6 protein-coding genes are annotated in these 6,481 nt (G+C 50.0%); all 6 read left to right on the top strand.

The genetic code is table 11. The features are described 5' to 3' along the window. A partial coding sequence (gene gcvPA, locus AC3DOM_RS14360; RefSeq protein ID WP_487919734.1) for an aminomethyl-transferring glycine dehydrogenase subunit GcvPA occupies positions 1–1,207 on the top strand: 1,207 nt, incomplete at its 5' end. After that, positions 1,204–2,775 (top strand): aminomethyl-transferring glycine dehydrogenase subunit GcvPB, encoded by a 1,572-nt coding sequence (gene gcvPB, locus AC3DOM_RS14355; RefSeq protein WP_487919733.1) that lies wholly within the window; start codon positions 1,204–1,206, stop codon positions 2,773–2,775. The genes gcvPA and gcvPB, both read left to right, overlap by 4 nt. After that, positions 2,776–3,903, top strand: coding sequence for an ATP-NAD kinase family protein (locus AC3DOM_RS14350; RefSeq protein ID WP_487919732.1), 1,128 nt, complete (start codon positions 2,776–2,778; stop codon positions 3,901–3,903). Positions 3,904–3,953: 50 nt separating this feature from the next. Beyond that, positions 3,954–4,709, top strand: a complete 756-nt coding sequence (locus AC3DOM_RS14345) for an SDR family NAD(P)-dependent oxidoreductase (RefSeq protein WP_487919731.1) — start codon at positions 3,954–3,956, stop codon at positions 4,707–4,709. Positions 4,710–4,795: 86 nt separating this feature from the next. After that, complete coding sequence (locus AC3DOM_RS14340; RefSeq protein ID WP_487919730.1) at positions 4,796–5,569, top strand: SDR family NAD(P)-dependent oxidoreductase; 774 nt, start codon at positions 4,796–4,798, stop codon at positions 5,567–5,569. Between the two features lie 73 nt (positions 5,570–5,642). After that, on the top strand, positions 5,643–6,395 hold the full coding sequence (locus AC3DOM_RS14335) for an SDR family NAD(P)-dependent oxidoreductase (protein ID WP_487919729.1): 753 nt from the start codon (positions 5,643–5,645) through the stop codon (positions 6,393–6,395). Positions 6,396–6,481 lie beyond the last annotated feature (86 nt).

Raw genomic sequence — 6,481 nt, 5'->3', positions numbered from 1 at the left:
CGTGGACGGCTTATTAAACACTAACCGCTCCACTCGTGAAACGCTCAGTTTCCTGGGTGGCGGCTGCTACCAGCACCAGATCCCGGCTGTGTGCGATGAGATCAACTCGCGCGGTGAGTTTCTGACCGCTTATGCTGGTGAACCCTACGAGGATCACGGCCGCTTTCAGGCGCTCTTCGAATACCAAAGTTTGATGGCCGAACTACTCAATATGGAAGTTGTCAACGTGCCCACCTACGACGGATTCCAGGCCGCAGCCACGGCCCTGCGCATGGCCGCACGCATCACCGGCCGTACAACTGTCCTGCTGCCAGCCAATATGGGTGCTGATAAGTTCTCAATGATCAAAGAATATCTAAAACCGGATATCATGATCGAGCGGATTCCATATCAGCCTCAGAATGGCACACTGGACCTGGCTGCCCTGAAAAAGCTCCTCAACCCAGAAGTGGCCGCAGTATATTTCGAGAATCCCACCTATTTAGGGTTGATCGAAACCCAGGTAGAAGAAATCAGTGCCGCGGCGCACGACACAGGGGCGCTGTGCGTTGTCGGGGTGGAACCGCTCTCATTAGGCGTGATTCAACCTCCGGTGGAGTACGGTGCTGATATCGCTTGTGGTGACATCCAAAGTCTGGGCATCCACATGCATTATGGCGGGGGGCACGGCGGATTCATCGCCACTCAAGATGATCCCACCTTTATAATGGAATTCCCTTCCCGATTGTTCGGCGTGGCACCCACTGACGTGGAAGGCGAATATGGTTTTGGCGATGTAGCCTACGAGCGCACATCATTTGCCATTCGCGAAGAAGGCAAGGAATGGGTCGGCACAGCCGCGGCCCTGTGGGGGATCACCGCAGGTGTCTATCTGGCCTTGATGGGGCCGCAGGGCATGGTTGAGGTCGGCGAGGGAATCATGCAACGCTGCCGCTATGCCATCCAAAAATTGACCGAACTACCAGGCGTAAAGGTACCCTTTGACATGGGGCCACACTTTACTGAGTTCGTTGTAGATTTCACTGACACTGGCAAGACAGTTGCCGATATCAATCAGGCTTTACTCGAACAAGATATTTTTGGAGGAGTGAATTTGAACCGCGATTTCCCCGAGCTTGGCGTAAGTGCCTTGCTCTGTGTAACTGAAATTCATACAAAGGCAGATATCGACCGCCTTGCTTCCTCGCTAAAGGAGGTGCTGGGATGAAACCCATCGCCAAAAAACCATCTCCACGCCGTTTCCACCAGGCTCGTTGGGACGAACCAGTCATTTTCGAGTTGAGTCAGACCGGTCAGCGCGGGGTGTTGTTGCCTCCCGTCGAAGCAGAAATCGAAAAACAGGTTGGCAACCCGGCTCAAAAGTTGCCAGAAGCATTGCGGCGCAAAAAGCCGCCGGCTTTACCTGAAATGTCACAAAATCAAGTTTTGCGGCATTATGTCCGAGTATCCCAGGAAACTCTGGGCGTAGATTTGAACATTGACATTGGCCAGGGCACCTGCACGATGAAGTACAACCCAAAGATCAACGATCAACTGGCCAGTACCCCCAAGCTGACCGAACTGCATCCTCTGCAGGATGAAGTCACAGTTCAGGGTATTTTGGAAATAATATATCGACTGGAGGGGATGCTCAAGGAAATCTCCGGTATGGACCGCGTCAGTCTCCAACCTGGAGCTGGTTCAGCAGCGATTTATACGAATATCTGCATGATTCGGGCCTACCACGCCTCTCGAGGGGATGCGCAACAACGAGATGAAGTGATCACGACAATTTTTTCTCATCCATCCAATGCCGCAGCAGCCAAAGTCGCCGGATACAAAGTCATCACCTTGTATCCCGATCCTGATGGTTACCCTGACCTTGAAGCCCTTAAGGCTGCCGTTTCCGACCGTACTGCAGCCTTGTTGATCACCAATCCTGAAGATACCGGCATTTTCAACCCACACATCCAGGAATTCGTGGATGTGGTCCATCAGGCTGGTGGACTATGTTTTTACGATCAGGCCAATGCCAATGGAATCCTGGGGATCACACGAGCTCGTGAAGCTGGTTTTGATGCCTGCCACTTTAACCTGCATAAGACCTTCTCTACTCCGCACGGCTGTGGCGGTCCAGGTGCGGGTGCCAGTTGTGTGACAGATGCCCTGGCCCCATTTTTACCTGTGCCGACTGTGGAATTCGACGGCCAGAAATATTCCCTGAACTACAACCGGCCCCAAAGTATCGGGAAGGTGCGTCCTTTTTATGGCGTGACTCCCAATATATTGCGGGCCTACGCCTGGATCATGAGTCTGGGCGCTGATGGTCTGCGCGAGGTATCCGAGGTCGCTGTGCTGAACAATAACTATTTGCTCAAAAAAGTACTCGAAATTCGAGGTGTCAGCGCGCCTTACGCCAAAGGCAAACACCGCATAGAGCAAGTTCGCTACAGCTGGGAAAAACTCACCGCAGAGACCGGGATCCACTCAGAAGAAATGGCGGTGCGGATCGCCGATTTTGGGATGCACTTCTGGACCAGCCATCACCCCTTTGTGGTGCCGGAACCGATGACACTCGAACCGACTGAAGCCTATTCCAAGGCCGATTTGGATGAATATGTAGCCGTACTGCGCCAAATGGCGGAAGAAGCCTATACTAATCCAGAGATCATCAAGACCGCGCCGCATAACAGTACCGTCCATCATACCCACCACGATCCCTTTGATGACCCTGATGAATGGGCTGTTACATGGCGAGCCTATTTGCGCAAAACAGGCCAGACAAAAAGAGAATAAATGGCAGGCAAGAAATTAGGGTTGATCGTTAACCCCATCGCTGGGATTGGTGGGCGGGTAGGGCTGAAAGGCAGTGATGGGTTGGAAATTCAGCAGCAGGCCCGTGCTCTGGGTGCGGTTCCACTCGCCCAGGAACGCACCGCAGCGGCATTAGAAGTTTTGCATTCGTTTACAGGAGAGTTAGAACTGGTAACTGCTCCGGGCGAGATGGGTGAGCTCGTTGCCCAAAAGTGTGGATTCTCACCTCAGCCTATCTCCGGCCCTCAAAGAGATGGGGGTTTGACGACTGCAGATGACACACAACTTGCCGCCCAGGCCATGCAGGAAGCCAAAGTTGACCTGATCCTTTTTGCCGGAGGCGATGGCACCGCCTGTGATATTTACCAAGCCATCGGAAGTAATTTCCCCGTTCTGGGTATTCCCGCAGGTGTCAAGATCTACTCTGCGGTTTTCGGTATCACCCCGAAGGATTCGGGAGAATTAGCATTAGCCTTCCTGCAAGGAAAAGGGGTTCGAATACATGAAGCCGAAGTCCTGGATTTGAATGAAGATGCATATCGGGATGGGCAGATTTCCACTCATCTTTGCGGTTCCCTGACCATCCCCTATCGACGAAGGCGCGTCCAAAATCAGAAGGTGCCCACCCCAGCCAGCGAAGTTGTCCAGGCACAGGCAATTGCAACCGATGTCGTTGAGCGCATGACCCCCAATCAAGCTTATATCCTGGGTCCGGGTACTACCACACGAGCGATAGCCGAACATCTTGATCTTCCCAAAACACTCGTGGGTGTGGATATTATCACTCGCGATAAACTCCTTGTGAGCGATGTTGGGGAGCAGCAGATTTTGGAAATGCTCTCACACCGTCCACTGAAGTTAATTGTGACACCTACAGGTGGGCAGGGATTTCTTTTTGGGCGTGGCAACCAGCAAATCAGTCCGCGGGTGATTCGCCTTGTCGGTCGGGAAAATATCCTGGTGGTTTGCCTGGCGAGCAAGATCGCTGCCCTGCGAGGGCGTCCATTATTGGTAGATACCAGCGATCCGAAAGTTGACAAGTTGTTAACCGGCTACGTTGAGGTGGTTACCGGGTATCGCGAAAAAATTATTTACAAAATTGCATATTAGTCATCCAAGGTTTCCACGACCTCGGATGTTTGGCAAGTGAAGGAGGTACTATGAAAGGCCTGAAAAATAAACGAGTATTAATCACTGGTGGTGCTAGCGGGATCGGGTTTACCACGGCCGAACGCTTTCTGGAGGAAGGCTCCCAGGTTGTAATCCTGGACCATGATGAAGCGGCTTGCCAACAAGCCAGAAAAAAATTACCCAAATTAAGTGGAATCCTCCTGGCAGATGTTTCCGACGACAAGGCAGTTGCAGATGCGTTTGTTGAGTTAGATGATCTGCTTGGCGGGTTGGATATACTGATAAATAATGCCGGTATCAGCATCCGCAACAAGTTTATGGATATTCCTTCTGACCAATGGCGTTCTGTTGTTGATGTGAATTTGAACGGCATCTTTTATGTGGCACAACAGGCTGCCAACAGGATGTTGGCCGGAGACGGCGGTGTGATCCTGAATATGGGCTCAAGCAACGGACTGGTTGGCTATCACTACTATGCCGATTACAATGCCACCAAAGCCGCAGTGATTGAGTTGAGCCGCTCGATGGCACTTGAATTGGGCCCGACTATCCGGGTTAATGCGGTTTGCCCCGGCTTTATCATGACTCCCATGCAAGCAGCTGAATATACGCCAGAAATGCGCCGGGCCTTTGAAGTTAAGGTTCCCTTGCAGAAACTGGGTACGCCAGAAGATGTGGCAGCACTGTTTGCCTTCCTGGCTTCAGACGAGGCGGGATTCATCACTGGGCAACATTTTGTCATCGATGGTGGTGAGATCGCCGGTGGGCTGGCCAGCCAGGCATAGATACTAATTACCAAGATACGAAGAGTATACAGGAGTAAAAATTCCCGATTCTTCGTACTCCTTTTGGTTCACAAAGGAAGGTACATATGGATAATTTAAAAGATAAAGTCGCGCTGATCACGGGTGGGGCATCAGGGATTGGACGGGCAACGGCTCTACTGTTTGCCGATGAGGGTGCAGCTGTAGCAATAGTCGATATCAACCAGGAAATGGGAGAATCCGCTCAAAAGGAAATCGAAAATCTGGGTGGGCAGGTCATCTTCATTAAATGTGATGTGAGCAAATCTGCCGATTGTCAACTGGCGGTTGAGCAGACGGTGGCAACTTTCGGCGGGCTAGACATCCTCTTTAACAACGCTGGCATTGTTAGCCGCACCAACGTGCTAACAATTACCGAGACTGAGTGGGATCAAGTTATGGGTGTGAACGTCAAATCTGTTTTCTTGATGAGTAAATTTGCCATCCCTTATATGGAAAAACGCGGAGAGGGAAATATTATCAATGTCAGTTCGGGTTGGGGGATTCAAGGTGGTGAAAACGCTATCTCTTACTGTGCATCCAAGGGTGCGGTAACCAACATGACCCGTGCCATGGCGATTGACCATGGACCAAAGAATATTCGTGTTAATGCTGTCTGCCCCGGTGATACAGATACTCCCATGCTGCGATCTGAGGCAGATGGATTAGGGATTTCTTATGATCAAATGGTTAAAGATTCTTCCAAAGGGCGACCCTTGGGCCGAATTGGTACGCCTAAGGACATCGCTCAAGCTGTATTATTCCTTGCAAGCGATACGTCTGCGTTCGTTACCGGATCAATTCTTGTCGTGGATGGAGGGGGGCTTGCTGGAACTGGATAAGAGATTTCAATAATCTCCACGATATGCTCAAAATTTATAAATAGCTACCTTCCATGTCGAAAGAGAGATAACTATGGGAAGACTAAAGGGCAAAAAAACACTCGTTACAGGAGGAGCAAGCGGTATCGGTGCTTCTATTACAGAACGTTTTTTAAACGAGGGCGCACGAGTAATTGTGCTTGGCAGAAGCTCTGATAAGCTGGAAGCGATCAATAAAAAATTTCCGACCTTGGATGGAACTCTTCAAGCCGATGTAGGTAATCCAGTGGAAGTATCCAGCGCATTCGAGGAAGTAGACAGGATATGGGGAGGAATAGACGTATTGATTAATAACGCTGGCATTAGTTTTAGACATAATTTTTTAAATATTACTATTGAAAACTGGGATAAGACAATAAAAACAAATTTAAGCGGTGTGTTTTATGTGGCTCAGCAAGCCGCTCGCCGGATGATCGAGAATGGGAGCGGAGTTATTATAAATATGGGGTCCACCAATGGGATCATCGGGCATCCTAATTACTCAGATTACAATGCCTCAAAGGCAGGTGTGATTCAATTATCCCAATCAATGGCATTGGAACTGGCCCCAAAAGTAAGGGTAAATGTCGTTTGTCCTGGATATGTCCTGACCCCGATGCAGGAAGCGGAGTATACAGAAGAAATGTTACGCGAATGTGAATCTAAAATTCCTTTAGAACGGATGGGACGTCCCGATGAAGTCGCGGCGTTATTTGCATTCCTGGCATCTGAAGACGCCTCTTATATTACAGGACAAAGCTTTGTGATTGATGGTGGTGAAATTGCTGGGGGATTGGCAAGCCAATAATGATATCTGTGCTATGAAAATATTCAAAAAAATTCTAGCCACCTGACACTTTAATAATTGAATAGTTGATCGGCATCAATTCTCCA

The organism is Candidatus Desulfolinea nitratireducens (assembly GCF_982879505.1).
The sequence above is the reverse complement of the archived record's forward strand: the minus strand, read 5'-3'. Positions and strand labels throughout refer to the sequence as shown.

What these genes read in the sequence shown, in the direction of transcription:
- gcvPB (WP_487919733.1), top strand. Translation starts at nt 1,204, where the DNA reads ATGAAACCCATCGCCAAAAAACCATCTCCACGCCGTTTCCACCAGGCT.
- AC3DOM_RS14350 (WP_487919732.1), top strand. Translation starts at nt 2,776, where the DNA reads ATGGCAGGCAAGAAATTAGGGTTGATCGTTAACCCCATCGCTGGGATT.
- AC3DOM_RS14345 (WP_487919731.1), top strand. Translation starts at nt 3,954, where the DNA reads ATGAAAGGCCTGAAAAATAAACGAGTATTAATCACTGGTGGTGCTAGC.
- AC3DOM_RS14340 (WP_487919730.1), top strand. Translation starts at nt 4,796, where the DNA reads ATGGATAATTTAAAAGATAAAGTCGCGCTGATCACGGGTGGGGCATCA.
- AC3DOM_RS14335 (WP_487919729.1), top strand. Translation starts at nt 5,643, where the DNA reads ATGGGAAGACTAAAGGGCAAAAAAACACTCGTTACAGGAGGAGCAAGC.